Below are 16,635 nucleotides of genomic sequence, written 5' to 3' on the forward strand. Positions count from 1 at the left end.
AGCCGCCATTCAAAAACGCTGGCCGTGTGGTTGAATATCTCGGAAGATATACCCATCGTGTTGCCATTTCCAACAACCGCATTTTGAAGCTGGAAAACGGAACTGTCACATTCAAGTGGCGTGACTACAGGGATGGCAATAAACAAAAACATATGAACCTGGCTGCCGATGAATTTATCCGACGTTTTCTTATCCACGTGCTGCCTGACGGTTTTACCAAAATCCGGCATTATGGTCTGTTGAGTTCGGTTAATAAATCAACAAAACTACGACTGTGCAAAAAGCTTACAAATACGCTCGTGAATGAATTTCCAAAAGACAGGCTGTCTACGATTGAACTTTTAAATCTATTGACTGGCAGGGATGTTACATTATGTCCTTGCTGCGGGGTCGGACATCTCGTCAGGGCTTCCCCCTAAAGGTAGAAACCGCATAGGACTTATCAAATGCCTCTTTATTGGGGGAGGGGGAATCTCTGTGCATTTGTTTGTAATTGTTATTCCTTTGAAACCACCTTGCGCATGAACGGCCTTGCTATATCAATATTTGTCATTCAATCGTAAGATGAATTTTTTAATTTCCCCATAGAAACTAGCGTCAGCGCTTTCGTCCAATGAAATTATCCAAAGTCAGCTCACGTTTTCGTAGAGCTATTTTTTGTTTTATTGACTTTGGATAATTTACTATTCATTATGTAGAGCTCTACATAATACCGGCAAGGTTGAAAAGTTTAACCAAACTGTCGATTCCTTCTTACGGGAATCTGCTCTGGAGAAACCGCAAACATTAGAAAGACTGAATGAATTATTCCAAATCTGGCTTTCTGAATGCTACCAGAATAAGCCGCACACTGCTCTGAAAAGCAATATGAGCCCGGAAGCCGCCTTTCACAGTGACAGCCATCCCCTTATGTTTATCGAACCCCATGTTTTGGCTAATGCTTTTTTACACTGTGAATCCCGTAAAGTGGATAAGTCCGGTCGTATTAACTTTATGAGCAAAAAATATGAAGCGGGCTTAAGCTTCATTGGCTGCACAGTGGATGTCGTTTATGACCCGGCGGATATTTCCGAGCTTACGATCGAATATGAGGGCTATACCCCTTTTAAAGCGAAAGAACTAACCATCGGTGAACGTGTCGGCAAACGTTCGGGATTACCGGAGTATTTGCAAAGAAAGCCCGCGGATTCTTCTCGACTGCTTACTGCCGCTGCATCTAGGAATAAAGAAAGACAAAACCGTCAAAACCAGGCGATCTCCTTTCGCAGTGTAGGAAAGGAGGATGGCCGTCATGTTTGAATCCTTTTACAACTTAAATAAGGTTCCGTTTTCCAGGGATATTCCCACTGAATATTTATATAAATCGGCTGTCTTGGAGGAAACCCTGGGCAGACTTGAGTACGCGGCCGAACGCAGATGGTTTGCGGTAATTACCGGAGACTGCGGGACAGGCAAAACGACCACTATCCGCTGTTATGCTGAAATCTTAAACCCCGCCAAATTTAAAGTGCTCTATATCTCCGACTCCAGGCTTACCCCGCGTCATTTTTACAAAGGAATCTTAGAGCAGCTCGGACATGAAGCGAAATTTTACCGGGGCGATGCCAAGCGTCAGCTGCACCGGGAAGTGGAACTGATGCAGGTGGTTCACCACCAGCAGCCGGTTGTGGTCGTAGATGAAGCCCATCTTTTGGATAAAGAGATGCTGGAGGAAGTCCGCTTTCTCCTGAACATGAATATGGATGCCCAAAGCCCGATGGCCCTTATTCTGGTAGGGCAGACAGAACTCTGGGACCGGCTGCAATTACAGTCTTATGCCGCGATTCGCCAGCGGATTGATCTTCAGTGCAAGCTGAACTACTATGACCGCGCTGAAGCAGGTGCCTACATCAGGCAGCATTTGGCTTATGCCGGCGCCACCCAGGATATCTTTTCCGACCAGGCCGTTGATGACATCTACCGCTTTTCCAGCGGAACCGCCAGACTGATTAACAAAGTATGTACCCACGCCTTGATGTATGGCGCTCAAAACGGACACCGTATCATCGATGACCGGATGGTGAAACGGGTGATTGAGGGGGAACTGTCATGAGCAGGCCTTTATTAAGCTTGGAAGATTACTTTATCCACACCGGCTTTTACGATTTGCTGCCCTTAGCCACTCAGTTGGCGGAGGAGTTCGGTTATGCGCCAAGCGAAATGATTGAAGCTGTTTGCAAGGTTTACGATAAGCTTAAGCAGTATCCGCCCACCCGCAACAGAACAGCCTGGTTCAAATTGGTCTTTAAGGAAAAGCTCCATGAAGCCAGAGAGGATATTTTAACATTTAAGGCGATGGACAGGTAAGTTTTCTTACCATCTGACGGACAGACTGACCGACTTTCTTTTTCGGTCAGTTTATCCGGCAGATTAGGGACAATTAACACCAGCTATTTCTGGACATTTTGCGGGAGTATTAACACTTTTCTCTTTTATGATGCTGATAAATCTATTGAAGGTGCTTATTTAAAAAGCTTAAATAAGGCAGATAGGTACTCACTCATTCTGATTTCACCAGAAGATATTTGTGTACATGTGAAACAATGGTCTGATAATGGAAAGAAAAAGGTAACAATGAGCTTTAATTATAGCGGAATCCGTTATTGGTATGTGAGCATAACAGATACTGAGTTCGAAAATATATATCTACAATATCCAGATGGAAATTATAATTATCGTGAAAATTGCTTGCTTGTTGTGAGTTTACGGGATATGTATACAGATAAAAAGCATTATAAACCCGCTGGTGCCGACACTGTCGGTGTCGGGCAGACCAGACTGCCCTGGCTGGCCTTAAAGGCTTGACTTTGTAAGTCAGCCAGCCCGGCCAGACTGCCCAGCACTAGGGTCCTGTCCGGGTCATTCTCCGTGGTCCTTCAACCCCCAGCACCCGGAGCCCCCGACCCCAATCATGGGGGTCGGGGGCTCCGGGTGCTTCGCTGTGCCGGTGTAGACAATCGCCTCCCTTTTCTTCCATTGTACTGCAGCTCCGGCCCCCGTCGGCGCGGCCTCCGTGAACCTCCCGGGCAACTGTCAAGGGTACGCTCAAAAAAATATTTTTTAGTTTAGCCCTGGACTCTGGGTAAAAAATATTTTTTTGAGCCCGCCGCTAGCGGGTACTGGTTGCTGCCCATGCCAGGCTCCAGAGTTTGTTGCCGCGCCGGCCGCGCTAGGTCTAGTGCTGATAGTTCCGCTTCGACCGGCAGTTGCCGGTTTTACATAATGGCGGGCGGTTGCCCACCAAGGTATCAGGCGCTGATACATACATGGTCAAGATTTGTGCAGTTCGAGGAAGCTTACAAATTGTAACAACCGTAACTGGCACATTTTGTTATTTATACGCAATAAGGATCTGTCGCAGTAAAATGCTGGAAAACCCATGTTAAGACAATTATAGAATAAAAAAAGCCGATTTTCCCTATGATAAGGATAATCGACTTTCTTATTTTTCGAATTATATAGATGCCCATGAAAATTAAAAAAATGGCATATAGGCTTTGGGGTATACCACAACAGTAGCTTAACTCACAAAAAAGAAAAAGTCTATTCTTTTTTTGGGATTTCAATTATATTTTTAATGCTGGCTTCCAAGCAAAATAAAATTTGGGAGGTTTTAATGTGGAAAAAGTAAAAATCAAAAATTATCCTATGGTAAGTCCTGCTCCAACTGTCCTTATCGGAGCCGATGTAAATGGCAAACCTAACTATGCCACCGTTGGAGCATTTGGTGTGGTGTGTCTGGAACCAGTGTTTTACATCTCATTAAAAAGCACTCATTATACAACTATTGGGGTTAAGGAAAATGGATATTTTAGTATCAATGTACCCTCGGCAGATATGGTTCAAATGACAGATTATTGCGGTATAGTATCGGGAAAAACAACAGATAAGGCAATTGTGTTTACTCCGTTTTATGATGAACTTGAAAAAGCTCCCATGATTAGCGAATGTCCGTTGAATTTTCTCTGTAAGATCATTCATAGCATTCCTATTTGCGGCTTTGAAGTGTTCTTTGGGGAGATAGTTTCTACATACCTAAATAAGCAATGCTTGACAGACGACAAGCCTGACCCACTAAAAATCAATCCGATGATTATGATGGGTGCCAGTAACTTTGATTTAGGTCGGGCTGTGGGGAATGTGTTTAAAGAAGGTGTAGAATATAAGAAATCACAAAATATATGATAAATATAAATAATGTCAGTAAGAATATTGTTAATTGGCATTTTAAGCTCATGCGACATAACCAGATACTAATTTTACTATGGAAACCCGTTAAGGCGCTTACCCTTAAGACATTTTTGCAAACATCATTCTTAGGTAAGGAAGTTCAGGCCAGGCGGTTGCCCGGCCCTTTGGCTGGCGGGGATAAGGCAAGCTTAGGCCGGTTCTGGGGGTCTGCCGGCTCCGCTCAGCCGCTATGCCGGGGCAGCTTCGCCTATCGGGCGCGCTGCTTCCCGACGTGCTCAGCTGTCACACGAGGATGATGTAAATAATTAAACGAAGGTTATTTTTTTACTCTGGATACTAACGATAGCGTCCTGTCGATACTGCCAGGATATTTGTTTGTGTTACTAGGCTTGTCACCTTAGCGGTTAATGGGTAAGAATGTTGCTTTCAGGGGTTTACAGATACTGATAGATAATTAGGTTTTAATTAAAGAGAGAAATGAAAATGTTGGATAAAATGTTAGATAAAATGCAAAAATAAAAGGCCTCCGTTTTCGAAGGCCTTGATTTTCTTGTGGACACCGTGGAAAAAAGATTTCTTATCTTTCTCAAAAAAGAGCATCCAGTCCTCAAAATAAATCGGATTCTCCGCAGGCAATGACCAATTTTATGATATCATAAACCCTCAGGCTTTTCACTGTTGTGTTCAGACATTCATGCGACTGTTTTCGGTCGGTGTACTCGACATTGATCATTCCTGCTCTGCTTTCTGCTGAAAGACGGCGGGAACTTGTTCGGCTGAACTGTGTCGGGCGGTGGCTTCAAATAGATGATTTGTTTCTGCGCCAATATTTTTGATGAAACAGAGCGTTCAAGAAACGGATAATCCCGCCAGCATAAAAAAGAATGTTTTCGCATATTTTTCATTCTTCTGTCGGTCGGAAGCATTGCGAGGATTTTGCTGTAGCTGCTGTCATTGCTTCGGTGCAGAGCATCCCCTTGGCGGGGAGGCTCACACGCTGTCACAAACGGCTCACACACCGTTCCAACGGACGCAGTAGTGTCTACTGCTTCATCGATGCGGCTATCGCTTACAGGGGCAAAGCTGGGTTCCATATTCGTGGCGTAATTTTCTGTATGCATAGCTTCAGCAAGGGCATCCTCCTGAATGACTTTCATGAGCGCCAGCTTGGAAAGGTTCCGTTCTGCCGCAAGGTCAATATAAAACGAACGCTGCTCATCGGTTTCACAGCATTCCAGTATCACGGCGTTCTGTGTCCAGCCAAGGGACTGTGCCCTTTCCATAAGAACCTGGTTGTTTTCATAAGTGCGGTAAAAATCACGCATCCTGCGGAGATTACGAAGAGAGAAGCCTTTCAGCGATGGAAATTGGTCAGCAAGCATTTCAGCCAAATGTGGGATAAATGCTTTTTCTCCCTGACGGCAGATACATTGACCGATCCGTGTATAAAGCTCCAGCAGTGCCCGATTGCAGGGCTTCTCGTCTTTTTTATAGCATTCAGCTACCGCAGAGGCAACCTGTTCCAGATACAGGGCACTGTTCTTTTTCAATGCTTTCATAGACTTCTCCTTTCCGGCTCCGTGAGAGCCTGTTTTTTTATGTACCCGGCAGAGCAAGCTCCGCCGGTGAAATGCTTGGAATTGTTAGTAGCTTTGTTTCATTTCAAGGCCGCCGTCCTGTTGTGCAGTTGCTTCATCCATATGAACGCCCAGCCGGTTGGGAAGATAATCACTCAGCCAAGTGCCGCCGAAGGCACTGTGTGACTGCAAACGCCATATGGCGAGCTTTCCCATATGCAAATCCACATTTTCCACGGAAAACAGCAGATTGGTGCAGCCGTCATGCTCAAAAGCGAAAACCTCCTTGAAGGTATCGCCGTTTAGCAGGATACCTTCCTGTGTCAGCAGCTCGTTGATGCCGTTTACCCATTCTGAAAGCTCCCCGCCGCAGCCTTGAAGAATCAATCCTTCACGGTCTGTCATGGCGCGAAGCTCATCTGTCGTAATTCGTTTCACGGTATGGCCTCCCTTCATTCCATTTTCATGCCGAACTGCTGAGTAGGACTTTCCTCCGGCTCAGACGGTGCCGGACGTGAAAGCACTGAGAAGCCGTCCTCGCCGGGAACGACACCGAGGGTGCGTCCATTGTCAAAGGTGCAGTGAAGCGTGCCGATGTCATCCACAAAATTTACCGTCCCTTCCGTACCCGGCGCAATGGGGGCGTAGGGATCATCCATACTGTCGAGGCGGATGCGGGTTCCGCTGGGATACCGCTCCTTCATCCGCTGTGCTTTTTGATAATCAAAAAACATTTTCATTCCTCCTGATTCAAATTTTCTGCCAGTTCCATGCAATATAGAAAATCAGGCGCGGGATATTTCCCCGCACCTGATTGCCGTTGCCCTTATATGATCTGCTCAATCTCCGTTCCGTCCTTGAAACGGATGAGCAGTTTTTCTTCGCTGAGTACCGTGATGGCACTGATCAACTGCCGCACCGTGACCTCGTCAAAGGTGGCGATGCCGGTGTCCACCGATTCCAGCTCGGCGGCAAGCTGCTCCGCCCGTTCATCCGCCTGTTCGGTATCCTGCCGATTTTTCTCCAGCTCGCTCCGTTTGGCCACCAGTGCGGAGAATTCCATACTGACCTTTTTCAGTTCTTCATCGTATTGGGGGGAATCCGCTCCCACGGCGGCAGCAAGCTGGAGAAGCCGGTACTGCTGTTCCCGCAGTTGGGACAGCCTGCTGTCGATGGCTGCGAGGCTGGTTTCGCCGTTCTTCGGCAAAAGGGCTGTTCGGATGCTGTCCTGCAGAATCTCTTTCAAGCTCTTTTGGCTGAACATTTCGTTCATGGCACTGACCACCGCAGTGTGAATCCGGCTTTCCTCCAGCGTAGGGGCATCCTTGCAGAACTTTTTACCGTTCTCCAGACGGTTGATGCACCGCCAGACAATTTTTTTACCCTCCGGTCTGGTCCATGTCACTCTGCGGTAAGGGCTGCCGCAGTTCCCGCAGGATAACAGCTCCGTCAGCACATATTTGCCGCTGTATTTGGCAAGCTCGGTCTTGGCGGCTGTACTGACTTTTTTCAGGCTGGATCGCCGTGCCATTTCTTCCTGCACCCGCTGAAAGGTCAGCCGGTCAATGATGGCGGGATGGCTGTTCTCCACATAATATTGGGGGAGTTCGCCGGTGTTTTTCTTGGTCTGTCGGGTGAAAAGGTCTGCGATGTAGGTTTTCTGGAGCAGGGCGTCTCCCATGTATTTCTCGTTTCGAAGCATCCCCCGTATCACGCCGTCATTCCACTTTTTATGCCCCCGCGCCGTTTTGATGCCGTCCGCCTCAAGGTCTGCGATGATTTTGGCTACGCTGTGTCCAATCAGATACCGTGAAAAAATCCTGCGGACGATTTCCGCTTCCTCCGGGTCGATTTCAGGCAGATTGTTCTCGCCCCTGCGGTAGCCTAAAAATCCGGCATAGTGAAAGTAAACCTTGCCGTCCTTGAAATTTTTGCGGTGTCCCCAGCGGATGTTGCCGCTCATGGACTCGCTCTCGGCCTGTGCCTGGCTCATCATAAAGGTGAGGATCATTTCATTGTCCATGTAGAGGGTGTTGACATTTTCCTTTTCAAAGAAGACACCTACGCCCATCCGCTTGAGCCTGCGGACATAATCCAAGCCGTCCAGTGTATTCCGGCAGAACCGGGACACCGATTTAGTGATAATCAGATCCACCTTGCCCTTTTCGCAGGCTTTAATCATCCGCAGGAAATCCTTGCGCTTTTTGGTGGAGGTTGCGGTTTTGCCCTCGTCCGCAAACATATCCACCATGGTCCACTCCTGCTGGGCGGTGATTTTTTCAGTGTAATATTCAATCTGCGCCTGATAACTGTCGAGCTGTTCCTCAGAGTTGGTGGAAACGCGGCAGTAGGGCGCTACCCGCAGGCGCTGTTTGCGGATATCTTTCTGGTTGTGCTTGGGATCTGCGGGAATCACCGTGACTTTTCTCACTGCGCTTTCGGGCACTTTGCATCCTCCTTTCCATCTGCTTCAAGGGATTTTCCGTTGATGAGCCGCAAGCGGAGACCGCCGTGGGCGGTAAATTGGATTTCCTGCACTGCGGTTGTGAAAAGCTCTCTGAGAAGTTCCGCATTGATAGATTGTGTGAGGATTTTTTCCTTCAGTCTCTGCATCTGATAATAAGGCATAGAATCAGGCAGTCCGCTGTATTGCTCGGCGGCACAGGCCAGTATCAGCATTTTGGTGTACTCCGGTCCCGGCTCCGCTTTGTTCAGCTCCCGGATGACCTCGTTCTGGATGCGTACCGCCTCCAGCGTCGGCTCATTTGTATTTTGCGGCAGGGACCATTCTAAGAGGTTCGGGGTCTGCGCCAGCACATCCAGCCTTTCGGATAGGGCTGTGCGGATGTCCTCGTCCTCTATGTAACGGCGGTTGGTACAGCCCTCCTTTTCGCAGTACCAGCGGGGCTTTCCCCCAGCTCTGGTATCGCGGATCATCCTGCCGCCGCACACGCCGCAGACCGCCTTTTCACGGATGGGCTTGATGTAGTCCGGGCAGGGTGTATAGGCATTCTTTTCTCCCCTGACAAGCTGGGCCTGCAGAAAGGCTTCCGGCTCAAGGATGGGGGGATATTCCTTTTCCCCAAGATAGCGTTCGTTTTCAATGATGCGTTTAACCATGTGCTTGTTCCATTCAGTCGTGTGGCTGTGGTAACGAAGCCCCCGGCGCATCATTTCAGCGGCAATTTTGCTGTAGGCCATGCCGTCCGCATAAAGCCTGAAAATCTCTTTGACCGCCGCTGATTCTGTGGGGCTGCATTGTATCTCTCCCTTTTTCATGGTGTACCCGAAGGGGATTTTTCTCTGCCATGCCATATTACCGCACCGTCCTTTCCATGGTTTCTTTTAGTATCAAGCCATTGTGAAGGCTGATATTCATCTCGGTTTCCGATGAGATGGTGATGTTCTCCACCAGCATCTCAAATACTTCCTCCGTGAGTTCCTCCAGATAGTCAGGGCTGTCCTCCAGATAATCCAGCATGGCTTGGGTGGCTTTGATCTGACTGTCCTCGCCGTTGGCCTCCATGATGCGGCGACGTTGACGGCGCAGCTCTCGGAGCTTAAAGTCGATTTCGCCGATTTGGGATAAATAAAGAGCAGAATCTACGTATCCCTTCGACTTGAGTCGAACAAGAACGAGATTCTGCTCGGTGAGCTGGGCAATTTCTTTGTCAATATCATTGATTCTGCGGTTGGAGCGAAGCTCCTTTTCCCGAAGCTCGGTCAGCTGGGTTAAGACCGGGGACAGGATTTGTGTACGATACCGTTTCAGCTTGTGGTACATACGGAGGATTGCCGTGACAATCTGTTCCTCCGGTATCTGTGAGGTGGGACAAAGGTTTTTATCACGGTCATGCCTCCGGCAAGTCCAGTAGACCTTTTCGTTGACGATTTTTCTGCGGAACAGAGTACCGCAGCCTTCACAGCGGATTTTCTTTGCCAGCAGTGCGGAGGAAACCGTTCCGTTTGTCTGTCTCCGTCGGCTTTCCATCAGTGCCTGCACCCGCTGAAAGTCCTCCTTGGAAATAATCGCCTCATGGCAGTTCTCTACAAAATATTTTGGCTTTTCACCCTTGTTGCGCACCTGCCGGAACGGGATTTCGTTGGTGGCGAAGCTCTTTTGCCAGAGCATATTTCCGGTGTAGGCGATGTTGGTGAGGATGTACGCCACTGTGCTTGGGTGCCAGACGGTTCGCCCCTTGGTGCGGGGGACGTCTGCCTTGTTCAGATCGTCTGCGATGTCACTCTTTCCCTGACCGCTGAGATAAGCGGCATAAATGCGGCGCACTACCTCGGCCTGTTCGGGGATAATCATCAGGGTGCGCCCCTCCAGTCGATAGCCATAAGGCTCGGACGGCGAGAGGTAGTCGCCCTTTTCCATACGGATGCGGACGCTGATGCGCATATTGTTTGAGTGGTTCTGTGACTCCATCTGTGAAAAAGCGCCATAGATGGTGGCGATCTGCTCCGACGTCATTTTGCCGGTGTCGATGTTTTCTTTCTCAAAGTGGATGGAGATGCCCAGCCGTAAAAGCTCCCGCACATACTGGATGTATTCCTTGGTGTTCCTTGCGAAGCGGGATATGGATTTGACGAGGACGCGGTCAATCTTTCCGTCCCTGCAGTCTTGAATCATGCGGTTGAATTCATCCCGCTTGCTTGCCACAAGACCGGAGATGCCCTCGTCAGCATAAATGTCCGCCAGCTCCCAGCTCTCCTGTGCTGCGATATGCCGGGTGTAATAATCCACCTGTGCGATGTAGGAATTCTGCTGATCCTCCGAGTCGCTGCTCACACGGGCATATGCCGCCACACGGAGCTTTGCCGTTTCCGGCTTTCGCGCCTGTATCAATGTGATTTTGGGCGCTTCCGCCGATGTTGAATTGGGTTGATACATCTTTTTTCCCTCCTTTCAACGACATACACTACCACACCTCCCAGCATATAGCTACCGAATCGTTGATAATATTCAGAAAACAATTCCGCGACTCAGCATAGTGCGATGATGGTGGGTCGCAGCCTGCGTTCCAAGTCTTTTTTAATCCTTTCAATTTCCTGTTCTGTCATGTTCTTGGCGGCCGCAAGACGTGTGAGCTGCTGCAGGGCGGCAGCGTACATCAGATTATCGGATACCTGTGCGTTTGTCATGGCGTTTCCCTCCCTGATAGAATAGGCACTGGAGCCAGACCGACGCTGATTGCCAGTGCCTCGTCAATTTTTTTCATTTCCTGTTCATCCAGCCTGCCGACATATTCCCGCAGCCTGCTGCGGTCGATGGTGCGTATCTGCTCCAAAAGCACAAAGGATTCCTTCAGGCGGCCGCAGGCATGACCGATGCTTGCATGGGTGGGGAGCGGCTTTTTCGGCTTCGCTGTAATGGCAGCGGCAATCACGGTGGGGCTGTGGCGGTTTCCGACGTTATTTTGCAGAATGATAAGGGGCCTTACACCGCCTTGTTCCGAGCCGACCGTTGGATTTAAATCCGCGTAGTAGATGTCGCCTCGTAAAATGGTATTATGGAACTGTTTCAAATACACACCTCTTTCCTATGCCCATATTCTTAATGGCACAAAAATAGAGACCGCCCTGTATGATCTGCTTTGTTGTGAGAGCCTTTACAGGCAGGGCGATCTCCATTGCTTCTAACATTAAGATTCTTCTCGCTGTGCTTAATTCGACACTACTCCCCAAGCACGCAGAGCTCTGGTTTATAAGAGCTCAAAAGGCGACGGCCTGAACTGCGGCTGGCTTCACCGCATCATAGGAATCTCACCTCCACCGGGATCTCCGCTGGCTGCCCTCATTGCGTGGTCCCCATGTCTTGTGGGGGCTGTGACTGGACAGAAGTATCAATATAGGCTGACGGGATCATTGCGAAACAGGCTGCCACAGCCTGCTTTTCGGACGGATGGGTACCGCTTTGCACCTTATTTGGCCGTCTTTGATAGGTGGGAAAATGAGAAACCATGAACAGAATAAAAATAATATGGTTGCTTTCATGTTCTCATCGCCGTCCTACAGGTGGTCTTGGCGCATCCTCCGGAGTCGCTTTCCCTTTTGGGGTCCGTCAGCTAACGTATTCAGGTCGTCGGATATGAAATTTTCAAAGAGCAATGGGGGTGAATAGAAAAACCCCCTCACTACTAAGCCGATTTCGTGAGGGGGTCTACAAAAAATATTTTTACTTTTCTATCATTTTTTTGAGCTTCAGCCGAATCTGTCGTTCACGGTAGCTGATAGTTTGTTGCTTGATACCGGTTTCCCGTTCCAATTCCGACTGAGATTTTCCCTGAAAGTACAGGGCAAAGATTAAAGCCTGCTCCTCCTTAGAAAGCTGTGCGAGGCATCGGTGGAGCTTTTCCGCTATGAACTTGTCCACGACCACATCCTCCACACGGGGAGAAATAAGGTCCGGAATCCCATCCTCGCCTGTGGTTTCTGTCGTATCCATGGTGCTGTAATAAAAGACACCGTGTGCCGTATCCCTTTCCTCCAGATAGGTTTCACGGCGCTTCATGCGGTGATAGGTAACATAGACTTCTTCGCTGACCGGCACAAGCTGACCCTGCACCTTGATTTGGTATTTTTTCTTGATCTCCCTCTGATGCTGAGTGTCTCTTTTGATGCTTTTCATAAAATCTGCTCCTTTGAATTTCAAATTTTTGAAATCCGCCGGAGCCATCGAATCCGCATAAACGAAACAAGACGGCAGGAGAACCTCCTTTGCAGGAAGTTCCGCACTGCCGTCTTGCGTTCTGGCGGATTTCATTTTTATTACTGAGGTACGGTTATGCTACAGGTTTTACACGATCATGCGTTATGTTCAACGTGCCATCGGTATTTACGGTGATGCGAGTAACGCAATCTTTTATCTGAATTTCAAACAGACGTTGATCGCTGCTCATATCGCCGATGCGTTTTTTATTCAGGTTTCTTACTTCGGTCATAGAAATACTTCCCTCCCCTCGACTGATTTGTGAGTGTTCAGGCATATAAAGCAAAAGCTGTTATCGCCTTACGCAATAACAGCATACTAATTTATGGGACAAGCTTGGAGGTGTGGGAATAGCTTTCCGGTAGAGTGTGAGTAGCGAATTTTTAATATTGTACCAAGTTCATGCATGAAGTCTAAATATGTAAAGCCAATATCAGCGTTAATCAAGTTAACCTTGATATCAGTCTCAAAACGTGATAAAATATTCCAAATAGGCTATTTGAGGGCAAAGCTCTTTGGAGGAGATATTATGGCGTTCAGCTACAACAAGCTATGGAAAATACTGATAGATAGAAAAATGATGAAAAAAGATTTGATGGCTATGACGGGCTTAACTACAACTACTATGGCAAAGTTAGGCAAAGAACTGCCGGTCAGCATGGACGTTTTGGCGCGCATATGTAAGGCTCTCAGGTGTAATATTGGAGATATCGTCGATTACATTGATGAAGAAAATAAATAGGATACAGTTCAGTTTGAATGGAGGGTTTCGGCATGAGGTTATGTTTTGGCTCATATTTAGCGATTCTTGTTCCGTGCAAGGCAGTTAATATTGATAATAAGCAGTTGTGCGAAGCACTTCTTCATTCTGTTGCCCCCAATTATGAGTTTACCTTTTCAGGGCAGGAAAATGCAGATCGTGTCAGAGAAGATGCCACATCAAAATTACTGCGGTGTGAACAGAATCTCTCAAAAGATATTACTGGGCCAGCCCGCAACGCCGTTCCACAAGAAGTAGCCAGCTACTTTAAGAACAATGTCATCAAACTGTTGGACAGTAATTTATCCAAGCAGATAATCCTGGCGCTTAAAGACATGATTGGTAATGATTTTCCTGAAAAAGATGGGAAGAAAATACATGGTATTTACGATGATACGAAAGTCGAACTGGTCAATGGCATAACAAAAAAAGAATTGGCATCCCAAACCGAATTCTGTTTTCATTCGTTTTTGGCCGGAGTCTTTTTATATGTTGTCACAAACACTACGAACCGAAGCGGCAAAAAGACGATTCGGTCTGTTACACAAGAGTATGTTCTTTCCTTCACATCTCGGATTGAAGAAATAACGCTCCTTGAGGATAATGTGTCAGATCGGATCTGCACTTATGATTATAGAAACGGAAAGACCGATACAGAATTCGCCGAAGGTGTCGCAGAGTATTTGATAGACAAAATCAAGCAATTACCTCAGCCATCAAAACAGGACGATTCCCTGCTTGTTACTCTGCTGTCAGAAGCTAATGGTAAGTGTTTATATTGCGGTGGTTATCTTGGAATTCCCAAGCGAGGGAAGATTCCGGTTAAAAACTGTGAAATTGTCTATTTGAAGCAGTCACCAGATGAAGCGGACAGCTATGAAAATGCGGTAGCATTATGTACAAACGAATGTGCTCCTCTTGTTCCGGCGATGTCATCTGATGAAATAGCAGAGTTGCTTGAAAAAAAACACCGTTGTGCGGATATTCAGGCATTTCTTGACAGAATATCCGGCATTAAGTTTCAGGATGAAATAGAGACTGTTCTGCGCGAAGTTCATAAGACAAAGAATGCGCAAGGACTGGAACCAACAGATATCAAAGATTTGGTTGAGATTGAGCGTAAGATTCACGAACCTTTCCTAAAGGACAAGATTAATGCGAGTATGGCTCGCTTATATAAAACTGTAAAAAACACTTGCTCCCGTCTTGAACAGGAAATTGGATTTGACACGAATATGTTTGGGGAGTTAATGAAATCCGCTTATAAGCTGCTCGAAAGTGGAATACAGCAAAAATCAGATATCATCGATCCACAGGAATACATAGCAGATCTCTTAGTTGAAAAACTATTTTCACAAGTTGGACAGAGACATAGAGACGCCTGTGAGATCATTGTTGGATATTTAGTGAAAAGGTGTGATTTGTTCAATGAAAATACCAAGCAAAGTTAATTCTTTCTCCGATAGCGTCATTGCTCTCTTTGCGCCTATCTTGGAGAAATTAGAGGAGCGGGATATGACCCCGCATGAACTGCTCGAAGCGACACGGACAAAGGTATCGGAAATAAGCATATTTCTTGATGCTCTTGATTGTTTGTATAAACTTGGGCAAATAGAAATACCTGACGGGACGGAGGTACTCCACTATGTTAAAGCGGATAACATGTGAGAAGTTTAAAACTCAGCCGGAGGATTTCCGGCCTGGGCTTAACGTCATCCTTGGCAGTTCGGATGGCAGCAACGCTATTGGCAAGTCCACTTTTCTGCTGATACTGGATTTTGTATTTGGAGGGGATAACTACCCGAAATCCGCAAAGGATGTGATCACTCATCTTGATCACCACACGATAAACTTCATCTTTGAATTTGATGGTTTTCCCTACTTTTTTTCTCGAAGCACAAGCCGCCCGTCCGTGGTGAATCGCTGCGACAGCCAGTTCCATGTCATTGAGGAAATGAGTGTGCCGAACTATCGCAAATGGCTGTTCCACGAGTATAGAATACTTCTGAGGGGTATTACTTTTGATGAAATTGTAGAAAGATTCTTCCGTATTTACGGCCATGGAAGCCATAATGAACACAAGCCTCTGCAAAGCGAGCGCGAATCAATGGCAACGGCTGTCGAGTACCTTATGAAATTATTGGATAAGTTTGAAGCCATCCAGAATCTGAAAACCGCCGAAGAAAGCTATGGCATCAAGCCAAGCAAACAGGCGGAACGTTCCATATCGGATATCACGGCTGATATTGGCGAGAATAAGGATAAAATAGAAAGTCTGGAAAAGCGCCGGGAGAGGCTGTGCAGGCAAAATGAAGAGGCCAACCTGCGCGCTTTGGGTATTGATCCGCAGCAAGCGGAGCGGCTTGCTGAAATTAAGAGTGAGTTGGGTAAACTGAGCCGCCGGAAGAGCCGTTTGATATCCCAGCTTAATGCAGTCCGCAACAACATGCCTGGTAATGACGGAGTGCTAAAAAAAGACTTTTCGGCGCTGCTCCATTTTTTTCCTGATGCTAAAATTGATGCTTTTACTGATGTCGAAGCTTTCCATGCTAAGATCAACGGTTTTCTTCGTGCTGACATTGAGGAAGAAATTGCACGGCTGACGCCGCAAATTGAATACATAGATGCTGATATTGCAAACTATGAGAAGCAAATCGAGGGTTCAGGAGTCGCCAAATCTCTCTCGCAATCCATTCTTACTCAGTACGCACGTGTGTCACGGGAAATAGAAAAACTGGTTGAAGAGAATGAAGCGCTGCAAGGCGAAATGGAGCAAATGGAAAAGCGCAAGGAGATTGAACATCTGCTGGCGAATCTCCGTAAGCGGCAAGAAGAAGCTCTCGCCGCTGCTCAGGATGAAGTGAACGCTGAAATGAAGCGAATTAATGATATTATTACCGGCGGTGACAGAACCGCACCAGAATTGACGCTAAAACCGGACAAGACCTTTGAGTTTGAAACCCCCGATGATAAGAGTGAAGGAACAGCGTTTAAGAGTCTTGTGGTATACGATCTGAGTATGCTCGCTTTAACTCCGCTCCCTGTTCTGATTCATGATTCAAGCATCGTTAAGCGTATAGAGGATGCCGATTTTGAACAGATACTTGGTTTGTATCAGAAAAGCGGTGAAAGCGGCAAGCAAGTGTTCATCGCATTTGATAAGGCAGATACTTATACACCAAATACATACAAAATCGTTGATAAGGCGTCAGTTCTCCGCCTGTCCGTGGGGAATGAATTGTTTGGCAAGTCTTGGAGCCGGCAAAATGCTGTGCCAGAGACGGAGCCCATTTCCAGATCAGATGCCGAAGATAAAGCAAAAACAGAACAGCGAAACGATGAAGATTAAGGAG

General features: G+C 47.2%; 20 protein-coding genes and 1 pseudogene. 10 read left to right on the top strand and 11 right to left on the bottom strand.

Annotated features, from left to right (window positions below; all coding sequences use genetic code 11):
• The 5 genes from L9W92_RS02285 to L9W92_RS02305 all read left to right on the top strand — a co-directional run.
• Positions 1 to 419: IS91 family transposase (locus L9W92_RS02285; RefSeq protein WP_240082171.1), on the top strand; the 419-nt coding region annotated here is incomplete at its 5' end.
• A gap of 448 nt (positions 420 to 867) precedes the next feature.
• Positions 868 to 1,299 (top strand): Mu transposase C-terminal domain-containing protein, encoded by a 432-nt coding sequence (locus tag L9W92_RS02290; RefSeq protein WP_240082172.1) that lies wholly within the window; start codon positions 868 to 870, stop codon positions 1,297 to 1,299.
• The gene (locus L9W92_RS02295) at positions 1,292 to 2,092 is read left to right on the top strand and encodes an ExeA family protein (protein ID WP_240082173.1); all 801 of its coding nucleotides are present in this window, start codon (positions 1,292 to 1,294) and stop codon (positions 2,090 to 2,092) included. The genes L9W92_RS02290 and L9W92_RS02295 overlap by 8 nt, the downstream gene beginning before the upstream one ends.
• Positions 2,089 to 2,346, top strand: a complete 258-nt coding sequence (locus tag L9W92_RS02300; RefSeq protein WP_240082174.1) for a hypothetical protein — start codon at positions 2,089 to 2,091, stop codon at positions 2,344 to 2,346. The genes L9W92_RS02295 and L9W92_RS02300 overlap by 4 nt, the downstream gene beginning before the upstream one ends.
• Positions 2,347 to 2,418: 72 nt before the next feature.
• Positions 2,419 to 2,844, top strand: coding sequence for a dual OB domain-containing protein (locus L9W92_RS02305; RefSeq protein ID WP_502687945.1), 426 nt, complete (start codon positions 2,419 to 2,421; stop codon positions 2,842 to 2,844).
• A 37-nt stretch (positions 2,845 to 2,881) separates the two neighbouring features.
• Here the strand turns inward: L9W92_RS02305 and L9W92_RS02310 are convergent, their stop codons facing one another.
• Positions 2,882 to 3,088, bottom strand: coding sequence for a hypothetical protein (locus tag L9W92_RS02310; protein WP_240082176.1), 207 nt, complete (start codon positions 3,086 to 3,088; stop codon positions 2,882 to 2,884).
• A gap of 569 nt (positions 3,089 to 3,657) precedes the next feature.
• Here L9W92_RS02310 and L9W92_RS02315 point away from each other — a divergent pair.
• Positions 3,658 to 4,224, top strand: coding sequence for a flavin reductase family protein (locus tag L9W92_RS02315; RefSeq protein ID WP_240082177.1), 567 nt, complete (start codon positions 3,658 to 3,660; stop codon positions 4,222 to 4,224).
• A 698-nt stretch (positions 4,225 to 4,922) separates the two neighbouring features.
• On the opposite strand, the gene L9W92_RS02320 is transcribed toward L9W92_RS02315, so the two are convergent.
• From L9W92_RS02320 to L9W92_RS02365, 10 genes and pseudogenes are all read right to left on the bottom strand, one after another.
• Positions 4,923 to 5,789 carry a DUF1016 N-terminal domain-containing protein gene (locus L9W92_RS02320; RefSeq protein WP_240082178.1) on the bottom strand — a complete coding sequence of 289 codons (867 nt, stop codon included), beginning with the start codon at positions 5,787 to 5,789 and terminating at the stop codon, positions 4,923 to 4,925.
• A 117-nt stretch (positions 5,790 to 5,906) separates the two neighbouring features.
• Positions 5,907 to 6,263: pseudogene (locus tag L9W92_RS02325) on the bottom strand (hypothetical protein); the annotation flags it as partial.
• Complete coding sequence (locus L9W92_RS02330) at positions 6,260 to 6,547, bottom strand: DUF4314 domain-containing protein (RefSeq protein ID WP_240082180.1); 288 nt, start codon at positions 6,545 to 6,547, stop codon at positions 6,260 to 6,262. The pseudogene L9W92_RS02325 and the gene L9W92_RS02330, both read right to left, overlap by 4 nt.
• Before the next feature lie 86 nt (positions 6,548 to 6,633).
• Positions 6,634 to 8,253 (bottom strand): recombinase family protein, encoded by a 1,620-nt coding sequence (locus tag L9W92_RS02335; RefSeq protein ID WP_240082181.1) that lies wholly within the window; start codon positions 8,251 to 8,253, stop codon positions 6,634 to 6,636.
• A complete protein-coding gene (locus L9W92_RS02340; RefSeq protein ID WP_240082182.1) occupies positions 8,235 to 9,122 on the bottom strand; it encodes a recombinase family protein in 888 nt (295 codons plus the stop codon). The genes L9W92_RS02335 and L9W92_RS02340 overlap by 19 nt, the downstream gene beginning before the upstream one ends.
• Position 9,123: 1 nt before the next feature.
• Positions 9,124 to 10,659, bottom strand: a complete 1,536-nt coding sequence (locus L9W92_RS02345; protein ID WP_240082183.1) for a recombinase family protein — start codon at positions 10,657 to 10,659, stop codon at positions 9,124 to 9,126.
• Positions 10,660 to 10,796: 137 nt separating this feature from the next.
• A complete protein-coding gene (locus L9W92_RS02350) occupies positions 10,797 to 10,955 on the bottom strand; it encodes a hypothetical protein (protein ID WP_240082184.1) in 159 nt (52 codons plus the stop codon).
• On the bottom strand, positions 10,952 to 11,338 hold the full coding sequence (locus L9W92_RS02355) for a type II toxin-antitoxin system PemK/MazF family toxin (protein WP_240082185.1): 387 nt from the start codon (positions 11,336 to 11,338) through the stop codon (positions 10,952 to 10,954). Before L9W92_RS02355 ends, L9W92_RS02350 begins: the two co-directional genes overlap by 4 nt.
• 650 nt (positions 11,339 to 11,988) lie before the next feature.
• On the bottom strand, positions 11,989 to 12,441 hold the full coding sequence (locus L9W92_RS02360) for a sigma-70 family RNA polymerase sigma factor (protein WP_240082186.1): 453 nt from the start codon (positions 12,439 to 12,441) through the stop codon (positions 11,989 to 11,991).
• Positions 12,442 to 12,595: 154 nt separating this feature from the next.
• Positions 12,596 to 12,754 (bottom strand): hypothetical protein, encoded by a 159-nt coding sequence (locus L9W92_RS02365; protein ID WP_170313502.1) that lies wholly within the window; start codon positions 12,752 to 12,754, stop codon positions 12,596 to 12,598.
• Between the two features lie 297 nt (positions 12,755 to 13,051).
• Here L9W92_RS02365 and L9W92_RS02370 point away from each other — a divergent pair, with 297 nt between their 5' ends.
• From L9W92_RS02370 to L9W92_RS02385, 4 genes are read left to right on the top strand one after another with little or no spacing between them, the layout of a single operon-like run.
• Complete coding sequence (locus tag L9W92_RS02370) at positions 13,052 to 13,264, top strand: helix-turn-helix domain-containing protein (protein ID WP_117418225.1); 213 nt, start codon at positions 13,052 to 13,054, stop codon at positions 13,262 to 13,264.
• Positions 13,265 to 13,296: 32 nt separating this feature from the next.
• A complete protein-coding gene (locus L9W92_RS02375) occupies positions 13,297 to 14,733 on the top strand; it encodes an ABC-three component system protein (protein ID WP_240082187.1) in 1,437 nt (478 codons plus the stop codon).
• Positions 14,711 to 14,950 carry an ABC-three component system middle component 7 gene (locus tag L9W92_RS02380; RefSeq protein WP_240082188.1) on the top strand — a complete coding sequence of 80 codons (240 nt, stop codon included), beginning with the start codon at positions 14,711 to 14,713 and terminating at the stop codon, positions 14,948 to 14,950. The genes L9W92_RS02375 and L9W92_RS02380 overlap by 23 nt, the downstream gene beginning before the upstream one ends.
• Positions 14,928 to 16,631, top strand: coding sequence for a DUF2326 domain-containing protein (locus L9W92_RS02385; RefSeq protein ID WP_240082189.1), 1,704 nt, complete (start codon positions 14,928 to 14,930; stop codon positions 16,629 to 16,631). Before L9W92_RS02380 ends, L9W92_RS02385 begins: the two co-directional genes overlap by 23 nt.
• Positions 16,632 to 16,635: the final 4 nt, after the last annotated feature.

It is taken from the genome of Pelotomaculum terephthalicicum JT (assembly GCF_022410535.1).
GTDB classification, from domain to species: Bacteria; Bacillota; Desulfotomaculia; order Desulfotomaculales; family Pelotomaculaceae; genus Pelotomaculum_D; species Pelotomaculum_D terephthalicicum.

Excerpts from the sequence above, each read along its gene's own strand:
- L9W92_RS02290 (WP_240082172.1), top strand. The coding sequence starts at position 868 with ATGAGCCCGGAAGCCGCCTTTCACAGTGACAGCCATCCCCTTATGTTT.
- L9W92_RS02295 (WP_240082173.1), top strand. The coding sequence starts at position 1,292 with ATGTTTGAATCCTTTTACAACTTAAATAAGGTTCCGTTTTCCAGGGAT.
- L9W92_RS02300 (WP_240082174.1), top strand. The coding sequence starts at position 2,089 with ATGAGCAGGCCTTTATTAAGCTTGGAAGATTACTTTATCCACACCGGC.
- L9W92_RS02320 (WP_240082178.1), bottom strand. The coding sequence starts at position 5,789 with ATGAAAGCATTGAAAAAGAACAGTGCCCTGTATCTGGAACAGGTTGCC.
- L9W92_RS02330 (WP_240082180.1), bottom strand. The coding sequence starts at position 6,547 with ATGAAAATGTTTTTTGATTATCAAAAAGCACAGCGGATGAAGGAGCGG.
- L9W92_RS02340 (WP_240082182.1), bottom strand. The coding sequence starts at position 9,122 with ATGGCATGGCAGAGAAAAATCCCCTTCGGGTACACCATGAAAAAGGGA.
- L9W92_RS02350 (WP_240082184.1), bottom strand. The coding sequence starts at position 10,955 with ATGACAAACGCACAGGTATCCGATAATCTGATGTACGCTGCCGCCCTG.
- L9W92_RS02360 (WP_240082186.1), bottom strand. The coding sequence starts at position 12,441 with ATGAAAAGCATCAAAAGAGACACTCAGCATCAGAGGGAGATCAAGAAA.
- L9W92_RS02365 (WP_170313502.1), bottom strand. The coding sequence starts at position 12,754 with ATGACCGAAGTAAGAAACCTGAATAAAAAACGCATCGGCGATATGAGC.
- L9W92_RS02370 (WP_117418225.1), top strand. The coding sequence starts at position 13,052 with ATGGCGTTCAGCTACAACAAGCTATGGAAAATACTGATAGATAGAAAA.
- L9W92_RS02375 (WP_240082187.1), top strand. The coding sequence starts at position 13,297 with ATGAGGTTATGTTTTGGCTCATATTTAGCGATTCTTGTTCCGTGCAAG.
- L9W92_RS02380 (WP_240082188.1), top strand. The coding sequence starts at position 14,711 with ATGAAAATACCAAGCAAAGTTAATTCTTTCTCCGATAGCGTCATTGCT.
- L9W92_RS02385 (WP_240082189.1), top strand. The coding sequence starts at position 14,928 with ATGTTAAAGCGGATAACATGTGAGAAGTTTAAAACTCAGCCGGAGGAT.